The organism is Paraburkholderia sp. J41, assembly GCF_905220235.1.
Classification (GTDB): domain Bacteria; phylum Pseudomonadota; class Gammaproteobacteria; order Burkholderiales; family Burkholderiaceae; genus Paraburkholderia.
The window spans coordinates 59,629-81,109 of the sequence record NZ_CAJMZE010000027.1 but is presented as its reverse complement, the minus strand read 5'-3'; the positions used below and the strand labels follow the sequence as shown (position 1 = coordinate 81,109).

The following is a 21,481-nucleotide window of genomic DNA, read 5'->3' as shown; positions in this document are numbered from 1 at the left end:
CCCAGTCTTCGGACTGGGCTTTTTGCTTTGCGCGTCCGTCTGCGGCACGCCAATAAATCGCGGCGAAATGCGCCCGTCATCGCGGTGAACACCGCAAAGCCAACGCTCCAAACTGTGACGCATTCTTTCAGCGTGTATACTTTCGCCTTCGCCGCCGCTTGTTTTCGCGCCGTTTCCGCGCTGTTCGCCGCTCACGTCACATGAAGTTCACGACCCTCGCCTGCGCCCTGCTCGCGCTTTTCTGGATCAGCCTTCAGGTCCAGGCGCAAATGCAGCCTCAACCCGAAGACTACGAATACCTGCGCCGCATTCGCGTGCCCGACGCCGTCGTCAATTGCGTCTCCGCGCTCGATCAATGGGTGCGCAAGGCCCAACGCTACGACTCGCTGCTCGTGCCCGACCGGCGCGCGCTTTCGGCGCAGATCGAGCAGCCCGCTCAGTCCGCGGCGGCATCCGCGTCGCCCGCGCCCGCCTCGGGCATCGTCGAGGAAATCTCGCCGGTCGATTCGCTGATCCACCTGCGCGCCTTCGCCAAGCTGCGCGGCAAGTACGCGTGGGTGCCCGTGCGCGCGACCTGCAACATCTGGCATTCGCACGTCGTGGGCGTTGCGCTCGCGCCGCGCAGCACGCACACCGTCACCACGCCTATCCACTAAGGCCGCGATCCGTCAAGCGGCTGCGCCCTTACTTCTCGCGCGGCGCCTTGCATAGCGCCGCGTTGTACCGGATCGCCTTGCCCGTCGCGCGATAGTTATCGGCGTCGCACGGCGGCAAGCCGAAATCGGCGTCCTGCGCAGATTGACCGGCTTGATCCGCTTGATCCGCTCGATCCGCTGAATCGTCACCGCCGCCGTTTTGCATCGCGACGGTCGGCGCGAGCGTCGCGAGGCATCGCGCGTTGTCGCCGAGGTGATACTGCGTAAGCGCGAGATCGCTGCGCACGCTATCGACTTCGATCCAGTCCATGAACGTCGAGCACTCGCCGATCAGCGAAGAAAACCCCGTTGCGGCCGCCGCATAGTCCTTCTTCGCATAAAGCGCGCGCGCCTGCGCATGCCGCTTCGCGCGCGCGCCGTCCTCGCAGGCGGCGGGCGGCCGCCGGTATTGGCCGTCGAGCACCGCGCGCATACCGCAATACGCGCGGCACCCTTCGCTGCCGCGCGAATCCACGTTCAGCGCGCCCTGGCTTCCGGTCATCGAGAGGCGGCAGGTTTCGCCGCCGTCGGTCGCCACGGCCGTGCCGCCCTTCAGCGTGCCCGAGACGGAACACGTATGGCAATTGCCGCCTATCGTTTCGATCTCGAACCGGCCGCCCTTCACGACGAGCATGCCGTGCGAGTGTCCTCCTTCGACGTAGAGATACGCGCCCGGCTCGACCGCCAGCGCGCGCGTCGCGCCGCCCATGCCGGCTATCGCCAGTGCGGCGGCTGCCGCGATCACGCTCGCGGCGCTTCGCGCGCCCGTTACCATCCTGCGCCAACGCGACATCCCGCGTCTCCTCGTCGTTTCGATCGCCGGCATTCTCGCGCATATCGGCGAATCGCTATCCTGAAACGCGCGCCGACAAAAAAGCCCGCGCGCCATCGGGCACGCGGGCTTATGTCGAAGAAGCGAGCGGCGCGGAGCAACCCGCGCGCGGCCTTGGTCGGCCTTGGTCGGCCTTGGTCGGCCTTGGTCGGCCTTGGTCGGCCTTAGTCGGCCTTAGTCGGCCTTAGTCGGCCTTCACGCCTTCAACCTGGATTTGCAGCTTCGTGAGCGTCTTGAAGCCGTACGACTGGCCCCAGTTCACGCCATAGTCAGCGCGGTCGAATTCCGCCGACGCGTCGGCGCCGCACACTTCGCGCTTGAGCATCGGATTCTGGAAGCACTTGAACGTGTTGATCTTGAGATTCAGCGGCTTGGTCACGCCATGCAGCGTGAATTCGCCGATCACTTCCACGGGCGTGTCGCCGTCGAAGCGGATCGACGTGCCCTTGTAGACGGCCGTCGGGAACTTGGCCGCGTCGAGGAATTCGGTGCCGCTCACGTGCTTGTCGAGCAGCGCGTTGCCCGTGTCGATCGACGACGCGTCGACCGTCACGTCGACCGTGCCCGTCTTCGCCGCGCGGTCGAGCGTCACCACGCCCTTGCTCTTCGTGAACTTGCCGCGCCACACCGAAACGCCGCCGAAGTGATCGGCTTCGAAGCTCGGGTACGTGTGCGACGGATCGAGGTTATAGGTGGTGGCAGCCGCGAGCGCGGGCGTGGCGACGGCAGCGGCGAGCACCGCGGCGGCGAAAAGCGTGGTCTTCATGAAGCGTTCCTGTTCGGGTTCGATGTTCGGGTTCGAGAATGACTGCGAGTAGGCAAAACGGACTGCAATCGCCAACGCGCCTAATGGGCGGCGTTCACGACATGAAACTTGATCTGCACGTCGTCGGCGACGATCGAGGTGTCCTTCCAGTCGCCCGTGCCGATGTTGTAGGCGAGGCGCTTGATGGGCAGCGTGCCGTCGAACACCTGGTTCGCGCCGTCCTTGTGGTACTGCACGGGCACGACGACGTCGGTCGTCCTGCCCTTGATCGTGAGCTTGCCCGCGACCGTGTACGCGCCGTTCGCACCGGCCTTGATCTGCGACGAGACGAAGGTGGCGTGCGGGAATTTCGCGGCGTCGAACCACTCGTCGCCGGCGACTTCCTTGTTGTACTCGGGCGCGCCGATGTCGAAGCTCGCGACATCGACATCGAGCTTCGCGCTCGACGCGGCCACGTTGGCGGGATCGAACTTCACGTCGGCGGTGAAGCGCGTGAAGTGGCCTTCCACGGGCACGTTCATCTGCTTGAAAACGGCCGAGACGGAGCTTTTCGCCGCGTCGGCGGCATAAGCGCTGCCGGCGAAAGCCGCGCCGGCGGCAAGCGCCGCGCCGAGCGCGACAACGGAAACGGAGCGAGCGAAACGTTGGATCATGAGCGTTCGGTGGGTTGAGCGTCGAAAAGGAAAACGACCGGGCAATGACGGAAAACGGGCAAGCGGCGCGAAAACGCAACCCGAGCCTGCAACTTCAATCGCGCGGCGTGCCGAACGGCAGCATGCGCGCGACGATGTTCTGCCGGTCGACGAACTGATGCTTGATGACCGCCAGCACGTGCAGCACGACCACGACCAGCAAGGTGTAATTGAGCGCGACATGCACCGTGCGCAGCACGCCCTTGAGCGCGGTATCCGGGCCGATCAGCGTGGGCAGCGGCCAGATGCCGAGATAGACGACCTGGATCCCGGCAGCCGAGCTGTACAGATAACCGGTCACGGGAATCGCCACCATCAGCACGTAGAGCACGAAGTGGCCCGCGTGCGCGGCGAGCTTTTCCCAGCCGTGCATGGAGCGCGGCAGCGCGGGCGCCGCGTGCGTCAGGCGCCACACGATGCGCACGAGCACGAACGCGAGCACCGTCACGCCAATCCACTTGTGCCACGAGAAGTAGCGCAGCTTCGTGGGCGTGATGCCGGGAATGTCGGTCATGATCCAGCCGAGCGCGAAGCCCCAGACGATCAGCGTGGCGATCAGCCAGTGCAGCAGCATCGCGACGCCGCTGTAGCGGCCGGCGGGCCTGGCGGAAGGATTCATCGGCGGAAGAATTCGAATAGATTGGACGAGCACTTTAACCGGCCAAACCTATTCAAACAATCGTCTAGAATGGATCGTTCTTATCTATTTTGTCGATAGTTCATTGATGGATCGCCATTCCGACAAAGATCGCACCGATCGTGCGCCCAGCCTCGAACAATTGCGCGCGCTGATCGCCGTGGCGGAAACCGGCAGCTTCTCGGCCGCGGCGCTCAAGCTCGACCGCGCGCAGTCGGTGGTGAGCTACACCATCGCCAATCTGGAGGCGCTGCTCGGCGTGGCGCTGTTCGCGCGCGGCAAGCGCAAGCCCGAACTCACGGCCGCGGGCCGCGCGATTCTCGCCGACGCGCGCCGCCTCGACCTGCTGATGGGTCAGCTCAACGCCAAGGCGGCCGGCTTGCAGCGCGGACTCGAAGGCGAGGTGTCGCTGGCCGTCGACGTGATGTTTCCCTCGCAGCGGCTCGTGGAAGCGCTTCAGGCGTTCGCGCTGGCGTTTCCCACCGTGGTGCTCAACCTGACGATGGAAGCGCTCGGCGGCGTGCTCAAGCTCGTGCTGGACGGCGACTGCGCGTTCGGCATCAGCGGGCCGAATCACAACTGGCCGCACGTGATCGAGGCGCAGTCCATCGGCACCGTCGAACTCGTGCTGGTCGCGGCGCCCTGCCACCCGCTTGCGCAAGCCGAAGCGCCCGTGCGCATTTCCGACGCGCGCGAGCATACGCAGCTCGTGCTCACCGACCGCAGCCGCCTCACCGAAGGCCAGACCTTCGGCGTCTACAGCAACCGCGCGTGGAAGCTCGGCGATCTTGGCGCGAAGCACCGGCTGCTGCTCGCGGGACTCGGCTGGGGGTCGATGCCGCTCCATCTCGTGGAAGCCGATCTCGAAGCCGGGCGGCTCGTGCGCATCGCGCTTTCGGACCGGCGCTCGGTCAGCTACAACGTTTCGCTGATTCATCGCACCGACGCCGTGCGCGGCCCGGCCAGCCTCTGGCTCACGCATTACCTCACGCGCGGCACGCCGCCCGACGCGCTGCTGCCCGACGCGCGCTGAGGCCCGCCGATAAAAACCGGCGCCGGCGCAGCCTGGGACACGCCGACGCAAAAACGCCGGCGCTCCGGCACGGCCTGACAAACCTTAACAAACCCGCGCGAGCCGCGCCGTACGTGGCGCGGGCGGGAACGCACGCGTATGCGCGCTGAATCCTGGCGCGCGCCGCCATTTATCGAGATGCAGCGCCGTGTCAGGATCGCGCATTGTTCGCTCACCGCGCGGCCTCACGCGCTCCGGGCGAACGTGGCTTTTCGCTCTGCATCATGCTCGACTTTCTTTCTTTTCTGCTCTGGAACCTCGCGTTGCTCGCCGCCGTGCGGCTCGGCTGCTGGCTGATCTGCTGCGCGCGCCCCGATCTCTCGCTGCACGGCACGCGCGTCTTTCTCGGCTTGATGGCGATCGCGCTCGCCTTCGACACGGCCGTCACCTTCCTCGTGTTCGCCGGCGCGGGCGGCCCGTGGCGCGTACACAATCCGAGCGAGACGTATGGCGAACGCGCCGCCTCCTACGTGCTCGCGGCGCTGCTCGCGCTTCTCATCGCGCGCCAGATGAAACGGCGCGAAGCGCGCAAGCTGCACAAACCGGCGCAAGGCGCGCTCGAAATCAAAACCTCGCCCTACAGCAAGTCGACGCTGCCGATGTGACGCGAGGCGCGTCGCGCGGCGCTCACGCTTTCTTGCGCTTGCTGCGCGGTTTTGCGTCGTTCCCGGCCGCGGCGGCGGCGGCGCCGGGCACCACGCCCGACCAGCCCGGCAGATAGCGCGCGTCGGCGTCGTGCGCATGCGCGAGCGCGTCAGCGAGCGCGGCGTCGAAGTCCTTGCGCAAACGCGCGGCGGGCACCTTGTTGCGCAGATAGTCGGCCCAGAGAAATTCGCTGAATGGCGTGGTGTCTTTCGCATAGCCGCCCGCCGTGCGCAATTCGCCGGCAAGACTGCGATACGGGTCGTCGGCGAGACCGGAAAGCTGCTTCGGCAACGCGCCGAACTCGCAGCGCTCGCCCGCCGCGTCGAACGGATGCACCCACTGGTTGTGCTCCATCATGCGCCAGAAGATGTCGGGTTCGAGCCACGACAGATCCTTGAGCACCGTCACGCGCACGCTCGCCACGCCTTCTTCGAGCCACGCGCGCCCGAGATGGTGATGATCGACCACGTAGTAGCGCGACTTCGGTCCGAGCACGGCCGGAAACCAGTGCGTGTCGATGGCGGCGTCGCGCCCTTTGCGGTCGAGCGCATTCCAGTGCGCGCGCTTCGCGCTCACCTCGCGGTAGCCGACGGTGATCTGCGTGGGGCGCAACGCGTCGAGCTTCACGCTCACGAGATGAAGATCGGTGTTCTGCAAATTCATGTGACGGTCCTTTGGGCTTCGACTGGCGATTCGCCGGCTTGTGCGCTGCTCGTTCGCGCTGTGTTCGCCTGCTTGTTTTGCTTGCTCGTTGCTTGCTTGTTTCGCCTGCTCGTTTCGCCTGCTTGTTTCGCTTGCCGGGGCGTTCGCCTGTCCGTTTGCTTACCTGCCCCGCAGGGCAATCGCGAAATGCCTAACCGCGGCACGCAGCGCGTAACAATAACGCGCGTTGCTTACGAAAACGCGCACATTCCGCGGCGCGAGCCGTCGAACCGGCACGATCGTTGCGCGCGCTCATCTCTTCGCCTATAAATCCACGATGGACGCGCGGGCCGTCGCGCATCGCCGCCAGTCATTCGCAAGTCAGTGGTACGTCTTTGCAGGCTCAACCGACGACAACAGCGAGGGCATCGTGGATCTCGAAACCATACGCGTGTTCATCATGACCCGGGGCATCGACTTCGGGACCAGGATCGTGGCGGCGATCGTGCTGTGGATCATCGGCCGCTGGGCGATCACGCTGATCGCGGGCCTGTTGCGCAAGGTGCTCGCGCGCAACGAACGCGTCGACCGCACGCTCGCGCATTACCTCGGCTCGATTCTCGCGGCGATCCTGAACCTGCTGCTGGTGCTCGCGATCCTTCAGGTGTTCGGCGTGCAAACGACGTCGTTCGCGGCGCTGCTCGCGGGCCTGGGTCTCGCCATCGGCACGGCGTGGGGCGGCCTGCTCGCGCACTTCGCGGCGGGCGTGTTCATGCAGGTGCTGCGACCGTTCAAGGTGGGCGACTTCGTGACGGCGGGCGGCGTGACGGGCACGGTCAAGGAGCTGGGCATCTTCGGCACGACCATCATCTCGCCCGACAACGTGGTGAACATCGTCGGCAACAACAAGATCTTCTCGGACACCATCTCGAACTACAGCGCCACTCCCGTGCGACGCGTCGAACTCACGGCGAAGATCGCCAACGGCGTCGATCCCGTCGATGCGGCCAACCGCTTGCGCGCGGCCATCGCGAACATTCCGAACGTCGCGCAAGAGCCCGCGCCCGACGTCGAGATTCTCTCGTTCACGCCCGAAGGACCGCTGCTCGCCGTGCGCCCGTACACGAGCAACAACTCGTACTGGCAGGTCTACTTCGACACCAATCGCGCGATCGTCGAGACGTTCAGGGGCGCCGGTTATCCCACACCCGAAACGCCTTCGATCATCCGGCGCGTAGCGGGTTGATTCGCGCCGCGCCGCGGCGGCGCGCGATCTACCGCGCGACCTACCGCGAGGCATTGCGCGCACATCGACGCACGCATCAACCCGCGCATCGACGCACACATCGACGCGCACATCGACGCGCATCAAGCAAAACGGCATCGCCCTCGCGGACGATGCCGTTTTTCTGCGTCCCGCGCGAAGAGAAAAAGCCGCGCTCAGCCGCCGTTCGGTTTGCGCACCGCGCCGCCGCCGGACTTGCGCATCATCTTCCAGACGCCGCCGATCAGCACCGGTACGATCGCCGCGCCGATGCCGACCAGCACGATCACGTTGAGATACTGGCGGATGAACGGAATGTTGCCGAAGAAATAGCCGAGCAGCACGAGCAGCAGCACCCAGAACAGCGCGCCGGCGATATTGAAAAGCTGGAAGCGCCGCATGCTCATTTGCGAGACGCCGGCCACGAACGGCGCGAAGGTGCGCACGACCGGAATGAAGCGCGCGAGCACGATGGTCTTGCCGCCGTGGCGTTCGTAGAAGTTATGGGTTTTTTCGAGCGCCGCGCGGTCGAGGAACCGGTCGAGCCCGCGTATGCGCGTATTGAACACCTTCGGCCCGATGGCGCGGCCGATCAGATAATTCACGGTGTTGCCCGTGACCGCCGCCACGATCAGCAGCGTGAGCAGCAGGCTCAAACTCATCTCGTGCGTGGCCGCGAAAGCGCCGCCGATAAAGAGCAGCGAGTCGCCGGGCAGGAACGGCAGCACGACGAGCCCCGTTTCGCAGAACACGATCAGGAACAGCACCGCGTAGACCCATGCGCCGTACTGCTGGATGAAAACTCCGAGAAACTTGTCGATGTGCAAGACAAGATTGACGAACTGTAGCAGCGTATCCAAAAAATATTCCTTTTGATCGTGGGCCGCGCGCCTTCCACGCGGCGAAAAGCGCGGGCGCCCGTACGTTAGCGAGAAGCCGAATTGACCGCGCCATGATACCGAAAGTGCCCCGGCGTCACGAAAAATTCCCGTCAAGTTGCGTCAAACGGCGTGCAAAGCGCGCGATGTGACACGAAAGCGTCCCGCAAGGCGCCGCTCGGCGCACGCGCGGGCAGGTCGCGCCGAATCGTTATAATTGCGCGCATGTCCTCGAATTCCGACTTTCCCGACGCGAGCGCCGCGATCGACGCCAGCGCCCCGGCCGCCGCCGCGCCCGAGAGCGCGGGCCGCGCTAACGGCCATGCCGCGCAGCCTTTGCGCGCAATCCAGGCGCTGCCCGACCAGCTCATCAGCCAGATCGCCGCGGGCGAGGTGGTCGAGCGGCCCGCCTCCGTCGTCAAGGAACTGCTCGAGAACGCGCTCGATGCGGGCGCGAGCACGCTGCGCATCCTGCTCGACGAAGGCGGCGTCAAACGCATTTCCATCGCCGACGACGGCTGCGGCATTCCCGAAGCCGAATTGCCGCTCGCGCTGTTGCGCCACGCCACCAGCAAGATCCGCTCGCTTTCCGAACTCGAAAGCGTGGCGACGCTCGGGTTTCGCGGCGAAGCGCTGGCGTCGATCGCCTCCGTCGCCGATATGTCGATCACGAGCCGCTGCGCCGACGCCGCGCATGCCGTGAAGATCGACGCGAGCACGGGTGCGATTTCGCCCGCCGCGGGCGGCCAGGGCACCACCATCGAAGTGCGCGAGCTTTACTTCAACACGCCCGCGCGCCGCAAGTTCCTCAAGAGCGAGCAGACCGAACTCGGGCATTGCCTCGAAATGATTCGCCGCAGCGCGCTCGCGCGCCCCGACGTGGCGATCTCGGTGCTGCACAACGGCCGCGCCGTCGAGCACTGGAACGCGAGCGACCCGGCCACGCGCGTCTCGAAGATTCTCGGCGAGGTGTTCGCCACCGCGCATCTGCCGCTCGACGAGCGCGCCGGGCCGCTCGCCGTGTATGGCTGCGCGGGTCTGCCCACGGCGAGCCGCAATCGCGCCGATCAGCAATATTTCTTCGTGAACGGGCGCTACGTGCGCGACAAGCTGCTCACGCACGCGGTGCGCGCGGCTTACGAGGACGTGCTGCACGGCGACCGCTACCCGTCGTACGTGCTGTTCCTCGACTTGCCGCCCGAGGCCGTCGACGTCAACGTGCATCCTTCGAAGATCGAGGTGCGGTTCCGCGACTCGCGCTCGATCCACCAGTTCGTGTTCCACGCCGTGCAGCGCGCGCTGGCGCGCCACGCGGGCGCGTCGCCGGAAACCACCTCGGGCGGCCACGCCGCGCTGATCGAGCCGCGCGCGATTGCGGGCGCGGGCGTGCTGGGTTCGCAGGGCAATTCGATCGGCCTCGCGTCGGCAGCGTCGCCTTCGACTGCGGGAGCCTCGCCTTCGGCGGGCGGCACGGGATTCGCGGGCGCGCGCGCGCCGGACGGTTTCGGCGCCGGCGGCAAGTTCGGCACGGCCAGCGTCGCGGGCAGCTTCGGCGGCTCGGGTTCCGGCGCGCCGCAAGGCGCGGGCGGCGGCGGCAGCAGCGGCGGCGGCAATACCTGGCTGCGCCAGTCGCGCATGACGCAGGGCAATTTGCCCGTCGCGCAACCGCTCGCGCTCTACGACGCGCTGTTCGGCCGCAAGGACGTCGGCGCGGGCACGCCGCAAGGCGCGACGGTGCTGCACGCCGAAGACCCCGGCGCTTCGGACGGCGCCGCCGCCGCCACTGCGCGCGCGCCGCACCATTACGCGGCCGGCGACGATCACCCGCTCGGCTTCGCGCTCGGCCAGGTACACGGCATTTACGTGCTCGCGCAAAACACGCGCGGCCTCGTGATCGTCGACATGCACGCCGCGCACGAGCGCATTCTCTACGAGCAGTTCAAAGAGGCGCTCGCCGAACGCTCGCTGGCCGTGCAGCCCTTGCTGATTCCCGTTTCGATGCCGGCCGATCCCGTGGAAACCGGCACCGTCGAAGAAGAAAAGGCCACGCTCGAAGCGCTCGGCTTCGACCTCGCCGTGCTTTCGCCGACTTCGATCGCGATTCGCGCCGTGCCCGCGCTGCTCAAGGACGCCGATCTCCAGGCGCTCGCGCGCGCCGTGCTCGCCGATCTGCACGAATACGGCGGCTCGCGCGTGCTCACCGAGCGCCAGCACGAAATGCTCGGCACGCTCGCGTGCCATCACGCCGTGCGCGCGAACCGGCGTCTCACGCTCGACGAAATGAACGCGCTCTTGCGCCAGATGGAAGCGACCGAACGCGCCGACCAGTGCAACCACGGCCGCCCGACCTGGTATCAGCTCACGCTCGCCGATCTCGACCGGCTTTTCATGCGCGGTCAATGACGCCTTCCACGCAACACGAACAAGACGGCGCGGCACGCGGGGCGCTGCCCGTGGCCTGCCTGCTCGGACCCACGGCCTCGGGCAAGACCGCCGCCGCGCTCGCCTACGCCGAACGCGAGGCGGCGCGCGGGCGCACGGTGGAAATCGTCAGCGTGGATTCGGCGCTCGTCTATCGCGAGATGGATATCGGCACCGCGAAGCCGAGCGCGGCGGAACGCGCGGCGGCCGCGCATCACCTCATTGACATTGTCGATCCCGCCCACGCGTATTCGGCCGCCAACTTTCACGCCGACGCGCTGCGCGTGACCGGCGAGATCGTCGCGCGCGGCCACGTTCCGCTGCTGGTGGGCGGCACGATGCTCTACTACAAGGCGCTCACGCAAGGCTTGAACGATTTGCCTCGCGCGGACGCCGCCGTGCGCGCGCAACTCGACGCCGACGCCGCGCGCGAAGGCTGGCCCGCGCTGCACGCGCGCCTCGCTGAGGTCGACGCCGCCACCGCCGCGCGTCTCGCGCCCAACGATTCGCAGCGCATCCAGCGCGCGCTCGAAATCTTCATGCTTTCCGGGCAGCCGATGTCGGTGCTGCTCGCCGCGCCTTCCACGCGCGAGGACGCCGCCGCGCGCTACCGTTTCGTGCCGATCGCGCTCGAACCGTCGGATCGCGCGGTGCTGCACGCGCGCATCGCCGCACGCTTCGACGCGATGCTCGCGCACGGCTTTCTCGACGAAGTGAAAACGCTTCGCGCGCGCGGCGACCTCACGCCCGATTTGCCGTCGATGCGCTGCGTGGGCTACCGCCAGGCGTGGGAATACCTCGATGGCGAGACCGACTACGACACCATGCGCGACAAAGGCGTGTTCGCGACGCGCCAGCTCTGCAAGCGCCAGCTCACGTGGCTGCGCGCGATGCCGGAGCGCATCGTGATCGACTGTTGCGAAAGCGATGCCGCGTCGCAAGCGGTCGCGGCCATGGAGCGCGTGGCCGGCTAGGCAACGCGCGTGCTTCGCTTGCCGACTCCCGCTTGCCGTTGTGCGTGCCGCGCAGCCCGGACTGCTTGCCGCTTGCTGCTTACCGCTCGCCCGCGCCGCCTGCCCTCGCCCATTTAGCTCATAACCGCGCGGCGCGCGCTTCGCTTCGCCACGTCGTCGCGATTCCCGCGCATTGCACACCGGCCGCACGGCGCGCACGCCTCGCTTTCCGCGTGCCGTTGTGCGCCACAGCATTGCCACCGCGCCCCGCTCCACGCCGGTGCGCGCATCGCCGGCACGTTCAACGGCCGCCGTTCTCATCGCAGCGCGCCACGGAAACCCGCCGCCCCTCGCTTGACTTTCGATCGCCCCGATACGATCATTCGTTCATCAATCGAGCATTTGCTCGATACTCAGCCGCGCGCCGCCGTTGCGTCGCGCGCGGCCACGAAAAACCGCCTTATCCGAACTGATATCGGACCGTACCCGCGTGGACCGCGGTCAGCGCGTCGGCGCGCGGTGCGGCGAACCATGGAGACACTCATGAGCAATGACCGCAGCGGCGCCAACGTGATCCTGCACATCGGCGCCGGATCGTTTCATCGCGCGCATCAGGCGTGGTATCTGCAACGCGTGAACGAGGCGCGCCAGCCCGGCGAGCCCGAATGGTCGCTCACCGTCGGCAATATCCGCGCCGACATGAACGCCGTGCTCGACGCGCTCGCCGCGCAGCACGGCGTCTACACGCTCGAAACCGTCACGCCGCAAGGCGAGCGCGCCTACGAAACGATCCGCTCGATCCAGCGCGTGCTGCCGTGGTCCGCCGACCTCGCGGGCCTGCTCGAAGCGGGCGCGGACGACGCCTGCAAGATCATTTCGTTCACCGTGACCGAAGGCGGCTATTACCTCGACGAGCACGACCGCCTCGACACCGCCAACCCCGATCTCGCCGCCGATCTCGCGGGCGCGCGCACCACCATTTACGGCGCGCTCGCCGCGATTCTCGAAGCGCGCAAGGCGCGCGGCGACAGCCCCGTCACGCTGCAAACCTGCGACAACCTGCGCAGCAACGGCAAACGCTTTCACGCGGGCATGCGCGAATTCCTCGCGCTGCGCGGCGCGACCGAACTGCGCGACTGGTTCGACGCCAACACGGCTTGCCCCGATTCGATGGTCGACCGCATCACGCCGCGCCCCACGCCCGACGTGGCCGAGCGCGTGAAAGCCGCCACCGGCTCCGACGACCGCTGCCCCGTGATGGGCGAGGCGTTCATCCAGTGGGTGATCGAAGATCACTTCTGCGCGGGCCGCCCCGCGTGGGAGCGCGCGGGCGCGGAACTCGTCGAATCGGTGATGCCTTACGAGGAAGCGAAGATCCGCATTCTCAACGCGACGCATAGCTGCATCGCCTGGGCGGGCACGCTCGTCGGCCTCGACTACATTCACGAAGGCACGAACGACGCCGATATCCGCGCCTTCGCGCGCGAATACGTGAGCGAGGACGTGATTCCCTGCCTCGCGCCGAGCCCGCTCGATCTGGAAAAATATCGCGACGTCGTGCTCGAGCGCTTCAGCAATCCGTACATCCAGGACACCAACCAGCGCGTGGCCGCCGACGGCTTCTCGAAGATTCCCGGCTTCATCGCGCCCACGCTCGCGCAGCGCATCGCCAAGGGCGCGACGCCGGCGGCCACGGCCATGCTGCCCGCGCTGTTCTTCCGCTTTCTCGAACGCTGGCACAAGGGCACGCTGCCGTACCGCTATCAGGACGGCGTGATGGACGAAGCGGCCGTGCATCGCATGTTCGAAAGCGCCGATCCGCTCGCCGTGTTTCTCGCCGACAAATTGCTGTGGGGCGGTCTTGCCGATAACCCGGCGCTCGGCGGCGCGGTTCGCGACGCGCTCGCGCGCGTCGACCAATGGCTCGCCTCGCGCGGCTTCGGCGCCTGACGTTGGCGTTCGACGTCGCTCTCCCGCTTGTTTCGGCTACGAGCGCCGCGCGCGCCCTTGGGGTCGGCGCGCATGGCGCCGCGGGCCGCGCGCGGCTAAAGTAGCGCCAACTCCTTCACGTTTTTCCGCGCGCTCATGTATCTCGGCATCGACCTCGGCACCTCCGAAGTGAAAGTTCTGCTGCTCGCGCCCGACGGCCGCGTGATCGGCACCGCCGGCACGCCTTTTGTCGTGTCGCGCCCGCATCCGCGCTGGTCCGAGCAGAATCCCGCCGACTGGTGGGACGGCACGCGCCGCGCGCTGGCCGCTCTGCGCGACGCGCATCCGCAGGAATTCGCGCAGATTCGCGGCATCGGCCTCTCCGGGCAAATGCACGGCGCCGTGCTGCTCGACGCGCAAGACCGCGTGCTGCGCCCCGCGATCCTCTGGAACGACATGCGTTCCGTGGACGAATGCGAGGAGCTGACGGCGCGCGCGCCGCAGCTTCACCGCATCGCCGGCAACCTCGCCATGCCGGGCTTCACCGCGCCCAAGCTGCTGTGGGTCGCGCGTCACGAGCCCGACATCTTCGCGAGAACCGCCTGCGTGCTGCTGCCGAAGGACTATCTGCGCCTGTGCCTCACCGGCGGCAAGGTCTCCGATCCCTCCGACGCGGCGGGCACGCTCTGGCTCGACGTCGCGCGGCGCGACTGGTCCGACGCGCTGCTCGACGCCTGCAACCTGTCGCGCGCGCAAATGCCCTCGCTCGCCGAAGGCAGCGCGCCTTCGGGCACGCTGCTGCCCGCGCTCGCGCGCGAATTCGGCCTGCGCGACGACGTGGTCGTGGCGGCCGGCGGCGGCGACAACGCCACGAGCGCGATCGGCATCGGCGCGACCCAGCCCGGCGACGGCTTCGTGTCGCTCGGCACCTCGGGCGTGCTGTGCGTGGTCGGCGACCGCTTCCGCCCGAATCCCGCTTCGGCCGTGCACGCGTTCTGCCATGCGATTCCCGACCGCTGGCATCAGATGAGCGTGGTGCTCTCGGCGGCAAGCTGCCTGCGCTGGGTCTGCAAGCTCACGGGCACGAACGAGCCCACGCTGCTCGCCGAAATCGAACAGCTCGGCGCGCAGACGCTCGGCCAGGCGCCGATCTTCCTGCCGTATCTCTCGGGCGAGCGCACGCCGCACAACGACCCGTACGCGCAGGGCGTGTTCTTCGGCATGACGCACGCCACCGACCGCGCGCTGCTCGGCTACGCCGTGCTCGAAGGCGTGACGCTCGCGCTCACCGACGGTCTCGACGCGCTCGCGGCTGCGGGCACGGAAGTCGGCCCGCTTTCGATGCTCGGCGGCGGCGCGCGCAGCGGCTACTGGGCGCAGCTCGTGGCCGATGCGTTCGATACGCCCACGCGCCAGCACGGCGGCGGCGAAACGGGCGCGGCGCTCGGCGCGGCGCGGCTCGGCTGGCTCGCGGCCGGCGGCAGCGCGCAGGAAGTGCTCACGAAGCCGCCCGTCGTCGCGCAATACACGCCGAACGCCGCGCGCCACGCGGCGCTGCGCGAGCGGCTCGACGCCTATCGCGCGCTGTACCGGCATGTGCGCCCGCTGTTCGAGCCGTCGCGCGAGCGCCTTGCCTGACGCGGCGTGAGCCCGTTTTCGCGCGCGCCCACCGCGGCCCCCACTTTCGTCGCCACGCGAGCCAAGCCAAGACTCACACCGTGCCCAAGTCCACCGAAAAACTCGATCTCGCGACCCGCGCCGCCTGGCTCTACTACGTGGCCGGCAACACCCAGAACGAGATCGCCGAAAAACTCCAGGTGTCGCGTCCCGTCGCGCAGCGCCTCGTCGCCTTCGCGGTCGAGAAGAACCTGATTCGCGTGCGCGTCGATCATCGTCTCGCCGACTGCCTCGCGCTCGCGGACCGGCTCTCGAAGCGCTACGGTCTTTCGGCGTGCGAAGTCGTGCCCGTCGACAACGACACGCCCGAAGAAGTCGACCGCAAGCTCGCCGTGGCGGGCGCGCAGGTCATGGAGCGCTATCTCGCGGAGGAGCGGCCGATGGTGGTTGCCGTGAGCAGCGGGCGCACGCTCAAGGCCGCCGTCGACCAGATCGCGCAACTGGAGCGGCCGCAGCACCGGCTCGTGTCGATGGTGGGCGCGATCGCGCAGGACGGCTCGTCGAACCGCTACGACGTCGCGCTGCACATCTCCGAAAAAACCGGCGGCAAGCACTTTCTGCTGCCCGCGCCGCTCATCGCCGACAACGAGGCCGAACGCGCGCAATGGTGCAATCACCGGCTCTATCGCATCGTCGAGTCGCTCTCGGGCGAAGCCGATGTCGCGTTCGTCGGCATCGGCAATATCGGCGAGCATTGCCCGCTGCACGAGGACGGCTTTATCACCGCCGACGAAGTGCGCGAACTGATGGGGCTCGGCGCCGTGGCCGAAATGCTCGGCCTGCCGATCGACGCGGCGGGCAAGCGCGTGAGCTCGGCCACGGGCCGGCGCGTGACGAGCGTGTATCTCGACTCGCCGCCCAAACGCCCGACGATCGGTTTCGCGGGCGGCGAGCGCAAGCGCCGCGCGGTGATCGCGGCGCTCAACGGCGGCTGGCTCTCGGGACTCGTCACCGACGAGTTGTCGGCGCGCGCGGCGCTCGAAAACTAACGCCGGCGCGCAAAAAAAACGCCCGCATGGCGCGGGCGCGAGACCACCTCATCAGACAAACTCGCAGACAACTTCGCAGACAAACTCGTAGACAACTTCGCAGACAACCTCGGTACGACACCCGCCTCACGCGCCGCCCACAGGGGAGAAGGCGGCGCTCGCTGCTACCGGCTCACGCCGCCAGTTCCTGCGCGAAGCGGCGTTCGAACGCCAGCCCTTGCGCGTCGAACAGGTGGCAATGATCGGCGGGTGCGCCGAGCTTGAGCGGCGCGCCGCGCTCGTGCCTTTCGAGCGGCGGAATGCGCGCGATCAGGCCGTCCGGCGCCACCGGGCATTCGGCGTAAAGATAGGCGGCGTCGCCGAGCGATTCCACCGTCATCGCCTTCGCGCTCACGCCTTCCGTGCCCACGTGCAGATGCTCGGGGCGAATGCCCACGGTCACGCTGTCGCCTTCGCGCGCGTTGCCCGGCACGACCGCTACCTTCTGCGTTTCGCCGGTCTGATAGCGCACCACGACGCCGTCGCTCGCGATCTGCGAAATCGTGCCGTCGAGAAAGTTCATTTTCGGCGAGCCGATGAAACCCGCGACGAAGCGGTTGGCCGGCGCATGATAAAGACGGTTCGGACTGCCAACCTGTTCGACGTTGCCCGCCGAGAGCACGACGATCTTGTCGGCGAGCGTCATCGCTTCGACCTGATCGTGCGTCACGTAGATCATCGTGGTCTTGAGTTCGTCGTGCAGGCGCGCGAATTCGAGGCGCATCTTCACGCGCAGCGCGGCGTCGAGGTTCGAGAGCGGCTCGTCGAACAGGAACACCTTGGGCTTGCGCGTGATCGCGCGGCCGATCGCCACGCGCTGGCGCTGGCCGCCCGAAAGCTGCTTGGGCTTGCGATCGAGCAGATGGTCGATGTGCAGGATCTTCGCGGCGTTCTTCACGGCCGCGTCGATCTCGGGCTTCTTCGCGCCCGCGAGCTTGAGACCGAACGCCATGTTGTCGTACAGCGTCATGTGCGGATAAAGCGCATACGACTGGAACACCATCGCGATGCCGCGCTTGGCGGGCGGCACGTCGTTCATGCGCGCGCCGTCGATCGTGAGGTCGCCGCCGCTGATGTCTTCGAGGCCCGCGATCATGCGCATGAGCGTGGTCTTGCCGCAGCCGCTCGGGCCCACGAACACGACGAACTCGCCGTCGCCGATATCGAGGTTCACGTTGCGCAGCACTTCGACTTCGTCGTAACGCTTGTGTACGTCTCTGAGAATCACGCTTGCCATGATCTGTCTCCGTTGCGGGCGGCGCGTCGCGCGCGCCGCCGTGTCACTGCTGTTGAATCCGCGCCGCAAGGGGCTCAGTGCGAGCCCGCTTCCGCCTTGTTCATCGTGTTGAGCCGCCGCGCCACGCGCGCGGGCAGCGTCGTCATGTCGTCGAAAATCTCGCTCGCGCCCGCTTCGAGCAACGCGCGCGCATGCGCCTCGCCGCCCACGTGCGTGCCGCCGACGAAGCCCAGCACCGTCATGCCCGCCGCGCGCGCCGCGCTCACGCCCGTCACGCTGTCCTCGACCACGAGGCATGCGCCGGGTGCGACGCCCAGACCCTGCGCCGCGGCGAGGTACACGTCGGGCGCGGGCTTGGGTTTCGCGACGATATCGGCGCAATACACGCGCGCGCCGAAAAATCGTTCGAGTCCGTTGCGCGCAAGCACTTCGCGCACCACTTCCGTGTAGCTGTTGCTCGCGCACGCCTTGGGCAGCGTCACGCCTTCGAGCGCCGCGAGCACGCCCGGAAAGAGCGGCGCCTGGCGCGCTTCGGCTTCGGCCACGTGACGGATCGCGTCCACGTCGGCGGCCGTGAGCGTGCGCCCGAGCGCCTCGCCCGCGCCTGCCAGCACGCGTTCGATGCGCTGCCCGAGCAGCGGCATCACCACGGGCGCCACGTTCGTGCCGGGCCAGCGCGCTTCGAGTTCGCGCACGAGCACGCGCGCGGCCACCGCTTCGCTGTCGATCAGCACGCCGTCGCAGTCGCAGATGAGCGCTTCGATCGTTCCTGTTTCGCTCGCCGTCGCCATTACTTGACCGCTCCGAACGTGAGACCGCGCACGAGCTGCTTCTGCGAGAGCCAGCCGACGATCAGCACCGGCGCCACCGCGAGCAGCGACGCGGCCGAAAGCTTCGCCCAGAACAGACCTTCGGGGCTCGAATAGGACGCGATGAACACCGTGAGCGGCGCCGCGTTCGAACTGGAGAGATTGATGCTCCAGAATGCTTCGTTCCACGAAAGAATGATGAGCAGGAGCGCCGTGGACGCGAGGCCCGGCACCGCCATCGGCAGCAGCAGGTAGACGATTTCCTGCCACGTAGCCGCGCCGTCCATGCGGCCCGCTTCGAGAATGTCGCGCGGAATCTCGTTGAAATACGTGTACGCCATCCACACGGCTATGGGCAGATTGATGAGCGTGTACACGATGACGAGGCCGCTCACCGTGTCGAGCAGCCCGCTGTTCTTCCACAGCAGATAGATCGGCACGAGCACGCCCACGGACGGCATCATCTTCGTCGAGAGCATCCACAGCAGGATTTTCTGCGTGCGATGGTTCGGGAAGAACGCCATCGCGTAGGCGGCGGGCACGGCGAAGATCAGGCAGACGATGGTGACGCCGGCCGAAATCAGCACCGAATTCCACGCGAACGCGAAGTAGTTGCTGCGCGCGAACACTTCGCGGAAGCTGTCGAGCGTCGGCGCGAAGAAGATCGTCGGGACGTAGGCCTGCTGCTCGGTCTTGAACGCCGTAATCGTCATCCAGAAGATCGGGAAAAACAGCGCGATGGCGATCAGCCACGCGAGCAGTCCCGGCACCACGCGGCCGATGAACTGCAACGGCGACGAACGGTTGACCGCGTATTTCGATTGAGGCGCGCGCGCGCTCGTTGCGGTGACTTGGCTCATTTTTCGTACTCCCCTTTGAGGTTGCGCGCGAGCATGCGCACGAGGAAGAACGACACGATGTTCGCCAGCACGACGGCGAGAATGCCGCCGGCCGAAGCGATGCCCACGTCGAACTGCTGGAGGCCCATCGAGTAGATCAGGTAAGTGAGGTTGGTGGTCGCGTTGCCGGGACCGCCGCCCGTGGTCGTGTAAATCTCGGCGAAGATCGACAGCAGGAAAATGGACTCCATCATCACGACAACGGCAATCGCGCGCCGCAGGTGCGGCAGCGTGATGTAGAAGAACAGCGAGACCGGGCCGGCGCCGTCGATCTTCGCGGCTTCCTTCTGCTCCTGGTCGAGCGACTGGATCGCCGTGAAGAGAATCAGGAACGCGAACGGCAGCCATTGCCACGCCACGATCAGGATGACCGCGAACAGCGGATATTCGGCGAACCAGTCGATCGGCGTCATGCCCATTGAGCGCATCGCGATGGCCACGAGTCCGTACACCGGATGCAGGATCATGTTCTTCCAGATCAGCGCGGAAACCGTCGGCATGACGAAGAACGGCGCGATCGCGAAGAGGCGCGCGACGCCCTGGCCGACGAACTTGCGGTCGAACAGCACGGCCATCAGCACGCCGCCGATCACGGTGATGAGCAGCACCGACACGATCAGCTCGAGGGTATGCACGATCGACGGCAGGAACGAGGGATCGGTGGCGAGATAGTGATAGTTGTCGATGCCCGCGAAACCCTTGAGGTCGGGATTCAGCAGGTTGTATCGCGTGAACGAATACCAGATCGTCATGGCGAGCGGGATCGTCATCCACAGCAGCAACACCGCTACGGAAGGCGAAACCAGCCAGCGCGACGCCGAGCGGCGCTGCTCGACTTGCTGGGAATTTTTGGCGCGCGCTCGATTGAACATGGGCATGGGGAGATTGAGATGACGCATGAGGACCACCTTTCTCGGTTGGGCGCCGGCGGGGGACCGGCGCCGCATATGCGTCGCGAGGAACGCGAGCGCCGGGGCGGCCCGGCGCTCGCTCGCGTCACTACGACTGCCTGCTTCAGTGGCTGACGGTTGCTTCAGTCCTTCAACTTGCTTCGGACTACTTCTGATACCCGGCTTGCGCGACGGCGCGGTCGGCGGCGGCGTTACCGGCGGCCAGCGCCTGATCGACGCTCATCTGACCGGCCACGGCGCCCGAGATGCTCTGCCCGACCACGGTGCCGAACGACTGGAACTCGGGAATGCCGACGAACTGCACGCCCGTGTACGGCACCGGCTTCGCGGTCGGATGGTTCGGGTCGGCGGTCGTGATCGCCTTCAGCACGAAGTCGGAGAACGGCGCGGCCTGCTTGTACTCAGGACGCTGATAGGTCGAAACGCGCGTGCCCGACGGCACCGACGCCCAGCCTTCGTCCTTCGCCACGGCCTCGATGTACTGCTTCGAGGTCGCCCATTCGATGAACTTCTTCGCGGCGTCCTGCGACTTCGACGACTTCGGCACCGCCAGCGCCCACGACCACAGCCAGTGCGCGCCGTTCGGCGTGACCGCCGTGGGCGCGGCCGCGAAGCCGATCTTGTCGGCCACCTGCGACTGCTGCTTGTTGTACAGAATGCCCGCGGCCACCGTCGCGTCGATCCACATCGCGCACTTGCCCGAGGACATCAGCGTGAGGTTTTCGTTGAAGCCGTTCGAGCTGGCTCCCGGCGGGCCGTCCTTCTTCAGCAGATCGACGTAGAAGCCCACCGCCTTCTTCCATTCCGGCGTGGTCAGTTGCGCGTGCCACTTCTCGTCGAACCAGCGGCCGCCGAAGGTGTTCACCACCGTCGTCACGTACGCCATGTTCTCGCCCCAGCCGGCCTTGCCGCGCAGGCAGATGCCGTAGGTGCCGCTCGACTTGTCGGTGAGCTTGTCGGCGAACTCCTTGATCTGGTCGTAGGTCGGCTGGTCGGGCATCTTCAGGCCCTTCGCCGCGAACAGGTCCTTGCGGTAATACGTCATCGAGCTTTCGACGTAGAACGGCAGCGCGTAGAGCGTGCCGTTGTACGAGAGACCGTCGCGCGCCGACTTCACCACGTCATTGAGATCGTAGTCGGCGGGCAGGTTCGTCATGGGCGCGAGCCAGCCGCGCTTGCCCCACTGCGGCGCTTCGTACGTGCCGATCATCATCACGTCGAACTGGCCGCTATTGGTCGTGATGTCGGTCGTGGCGCGCTGGCGCAGCACGTTTTCCTCGAGGATCACCCAGTTCAGCTTGATGCCCGGATTGGCCTTCTCGAAAGCCGGCGAGAGCTTTTTCAGCTCGATCATGTCGGGGTTGTTCAACATGGCGATCGTCACGGTCTGCGCGTGGGCCACGCCGGCCGCGGCCACCAGGGCGCCCGCGCCGACCGCACGGGCGATGCGCGTGGCGGCGGTCTTGAAGGCTGGTTTCATTGCGTTGTCTCCTT

At 66.9% G+C, this 21,481-nt stretch carries 20 protein-coding genes and 1 pseudogene; 10 read left to right on the top strand and 11 right to left on the bottom strand.

Annotation, left to right across the window (positions count from 1 at the left end):
• Both U5805_RS23825 and U5805_RS23820 read left to right on the top strand, forming a co-directional pair.
• Window positions 1-204 (top strand): hypothetical protein (locus tag U5805_RS23825; RefSeq protein WP_322105967.1); only part of this gene is annotated, 204 nt, incomplete at its 5' end.
• Window positions 201-656 (top strand): BspC domain-containing protein, encoded by a 456-nt coding sequence (locus tag U5805_RS23820; RefSeq protein WP_322105966.1) that lies wholly within the window; start codon window positions 201-203, stop codon window positions 654-656. The genes U5805_RS23825 and U5805_RS23820, both read left to right, overlap by 4 nt.
• A gap of 28 nt (window positions 657-684) precedes the next feature.
• Here U5805_RS23820 and U5805_RS23815 read toward each other — a convergent pair whose 3' ends face one another.
• From U5805_RS23815 to U5805_RS23800, 4 genes are all read right to left on the bottom strand, one after another.
• On the bottom strand, window positions 685-1,488 hold the full coding sequence (locus U5805_RS23815) for a hypothetical protein (protein ID WP_322105965.1): 804 nt from the start codon (window positions 1,486-1,488) through the stop codon (window positions 685-687).
• 223 nt (window positions 1,489-1,711) lie between these two features.
• Window positions 1,712-2,293: a YceI family protein gene (locus U5805_RS23810; protein WP_322105964.1), complete on the bottom strand. Its 582-nt coding sequence runs from the start codon at window positions 2,291-2,293 to the stop codon at window positions 1,712-1,714.
• 80 nt (window positions 2,294-2,373) lie between these two features.
• Entirely contained in the window at window positions 2,374-2,946 is a 573-nt protein-coding gene (locus U5805_RS23805; RefSeq protein ID WP_322105963.1) for a YceI family protein, read from the bottom strand.
• A gap of 94 nt (window positions 2,947-3,040) precedes the next feature.
• Window positions 3,041-3,604 carry a cytochrome b gene (locus U5805_RS23800; RefSeq protein WP_322105962.1) on the bottom strand — a complete coding sequence of 188 codons (564 nt, stop codon included), beginning with the start codon at window positions 3,602-3,604 and terminating at the stop codon, window positions 3,041-3,043.
• A 106-nt stretch (window positions 3,605-3,710) separates the two neighbouring features.
• On the opposite strand from U5805_RS23800, the gene U5805_RS23795 reads away from it, so the two are divergent.
• Both U5805_RS23795 and U5805_RS23790 read left to right on the top strand, forming a co-directional pair.
• Window positions 3,711-4,655, top strand: coding sequence for a LysR family transcriptional regulator (locus U5805_RS23795; RefSeq protein ID WP_322105961.1), 945 nt, complete (start codon window positions 3,711-3,713; stop codon window positions 4,653-4,655).
• A 203-nt stretch (window positions 4,656-4,858) separates the two neighbouring features.
• Window positions 4,859-5,299, top strand: coding sequence for a hypothetical protein (locus tag U5805_RS23790; RefSeq protein WP_322105960.1), 441 nt, complete (start codon window positions 4,859-4,861; stop codon window positions 5,297-5,299).
• A gap of 22 nt (window positions 5,300-5,321) precedes the next feature.
• On the opposite strand, the gene U5805_RS23785 is transcribed toward U5805_RS23790, so the two are convergent.
• The gene (locus tag U5805_RS23785; protein ID WP_322105959.1) at window positions 5,322-6,002 is read right to left on the bottom strand and encodes a ParB-like protein; all 681 of its coding nucleotides are present in this window, start codon (window positions 6,000-6,002) and stop codon (window positions 5,322-5,324) included.
• 409 nt (window positions 6,003-6,411) lie between these two features.
• Here U5805_RS23785 and U5805_RS23780 point away from each other — a divergent pair, with 409 nt between their 5' ends.
• Window positions 6,412-7,227 carry a mechanosensitive ion channel family protein gene (locus tag U5805_RS23780; RefSeq protein ID WP_322105958.1) on the top strand — a complete coding sequence of 272 codons (816 nt, stop codon included), beginning with the start codon at window positions 6,412-6,414 and terminating at the stop codon, window positions 7,225-7,227.
• Window positions 7,228-7,421: 194 nt separating this feature from the next.
• Here the strand turns inward: U5805_RS23780 and U5805_RS23775 are convergent, their stop codons facing one another.
• On the bottom strand, window positions 7,422-8,105 hold the full coding sequence (locus tag U5805_RS23775) for a DedA family protein (RefSeq protein ID WP_322105957.1): 684 nt from the start codon (window positions 8,103-8,105) through the stop codon (window positions 7,422-7,424).
• 243 nt (window positions 8,106-8,348) lie between these two features.
• Here U5805_RS23775 and mutL point away from each other — a divergent pair, with 243 nt between their 5' ends.
• The 5 genes from mutL to U5805_RS23750 all read left to right on the top strand — a co-directional run bounded on the left by mutL (window position 8,349) and on the right by U5805_RS23750 (window position 16,092).
• On the top strand, window positions 8,349-10,526 hold the full coding sequence (mutL, locus tag U5805_RS23770) for a DNA mismatch repair endonuclease MutL (protein ID WP_322105956.1): 2,178 nt from the start codon (window positions 8,349-8,351) through the stop codon (window positions 10,524-10,526).
• Window positions 10,523-11,518, top strand: a complete 996-nt coding sequence (gene miaA, locus U5805_RS23765; RefSeq protein ID WP_322105955.1) for a tRNA (adenosine(37)-N6)-dimethylallyltransferase MiaA — start codon at window positions 10,523-10,525, stop codon at window positions 11,516-11,518. Before mutL ends, miaA begins: the two co-directional genes overlap by 4 nt.
• A gap of 522 nt (window positions 11,519-12,040) precedes the next feature.
• Window positions 12,041-13,447, top strand: a complete 1,407-nt coding sequence (gene dalD / locus U5805_RS23760; protein WP_322105954.1) for a D-arabinitol 4-dehydrogenase — start codon at window positions 12,041-12,043, stop codon at window positions 13,445-13,447.
• A 135-nt stretch (window positions 13,448-13,582) separates the two neighbouring features.
• Window positions 13,583-15,064, top strand: coding sequence for a xylulokinase (gene xylB, locus U5805_RS23755; protein ID WP_322105953.1), 1,482 nt, complete (start codon window positions 13,583-13,585; stop codon window positions 15,062-15,064).
• Window positions 15,065-15,144: 80 nt separating this feature from the next.
• Window positions 15,145-16,092, top strand: coding sequence for a sugar-binding transcriptional regulator (locus U5805_RS23750; protein WP_322105952.1), 948 nt, complete (start codon window positions 15,145-15,147; stop codon window positions 16,090-16,092).
• Between the two features lie 172 nt (window positions 16,093-16,264).
• On the opposite strand, the gene U5805_RS23745 is transcribed toward U5805_RS23750, so the two are convergent.
• From U5805_RS23745 to U5805_RS23725, 5 genes and pseudogenes are all read right to left on the bottom strand, one after another.
• The gene (locus tag U5805_RS23745; RefSeq protein ID WP_322105951.1) at window positions 16,265-17,368 is read right to left on the bottom strand and encodes a sn-glycerol-3-phosphate ABC transporter ATP-binding protein UgpC; all 1,104 of its coding nucleotides are present in this window, start codon (window positions 17,366-17,368) and stop codon (window positions 16,265-16,267) included.
• Window positions 17,369-17,442: 74 nt separating this feature from the next.
• A complete protein-coding gene (locus U5805_RS23740) occupies window positions 17,443-18,159 on the bottom strand; it encodes an HAD family phosphatase (RefSeq protein ID WP_322105950.1) in 717 nt (238 codons plus the stop codon).
• Window positions 18,159-18,953: pseudogene (locus tag U5805_RS23735) on the bottom strand (carbohydrate ABC transporter permease); the annotation flags it as partial. The gene U5805_RS23740 and the pseudogene U5805_RS23735, both read right to left, overlap by 1 nt.
• An 80-nt stretch (window positions 18,954-19,033) precedes the next feature.
• The gene (locus U5805_RS23730; protein ID WP_415914653.1) at window positions 19,034-19,948 is read right to left on the bottom strand and encodes a carbohydrate ABC transporter permease; all 915 of its coding nucleotides are present in this window, start codon (window positions 19,946-19,948) and stop codon (window positions 19,034-19,036) included.
• A gap of 184 nt (window positions 19,949-20,132) precedes the next feature.
• On the bottom strand, window positions 20,133-21,467 hold the full coding sequence (locus tag U5805_RS23725; RefSeq protein WP_322105948.1) for a sugar ABC transporter substrate-binding protein: 1,335 nt from the start codon (window positions 21,465-21,467) through the stop codon (window positions 20,133-20,135).
• Between the last annotated feature and the right edge of the window lie 14 nt (window positions 21,468-21,481).